We start from the raw sequence: 323 nt of genomic DNA, 5'->3' as shown, positions 1-323 counted from the left end.
CTTTATGACCCAGCTCTGGTATCTCTTTATGAATGTAGCCTACTATTCCCCGTCCATACGTATCCTCAACTGTCCTTTTATACCCTTCATTTACCCAGACACGCGATTGATCCACTCCATATTTATCGTATTTTATTAGCCTTGGTTGACCTTCGATCTGTATGAGCTGCCCGTTCATCAATTTTAGTTGCACATAATTCACCAAATTCCATGAGCTCTCTATCTGCCCATTGAAAGAATTCTTCATCCAATGATTCTTTTAGAATCTTCTTTAACAAAACATCCTTTTCATAAAAATTCAAATGGATCACCTACTCCTATGT

Annotated in this window: 1 protein-coding gene; it reads right to left on the bottom strand. The window is 37.8% G+C overall.

What is annotated here, in order from left to right; translation table 11 throughout:
- A partial coding sequence (locus AOA60_RS33235; protein ID WP_218240488.1) for a hypothetical protein occupies window positions 1-247 on the bottom strand: 247 nt, incomplete at its 3' end.
- Between the last annotated feature and the right edge of the window lie 76 nt (window positions 248-323).

Origin of the sequence: Pseudomonas sp. 2822-17 (assembly GCF_002742485.1) — a bacterium.
Taxonomy (GTDB): domain Bacteria; phylum Pseudomonadota; class Gammaproteobacteria; order Pseudomonadales; family Pseudomonadaceae; genus Aquipseudomonas; species Aquipseudomonas cyclaminis.
Note: the sequence above shows the minus strand (reverse complement) of the source record. Positions and strands in the feature narration are given on the sequence as shown.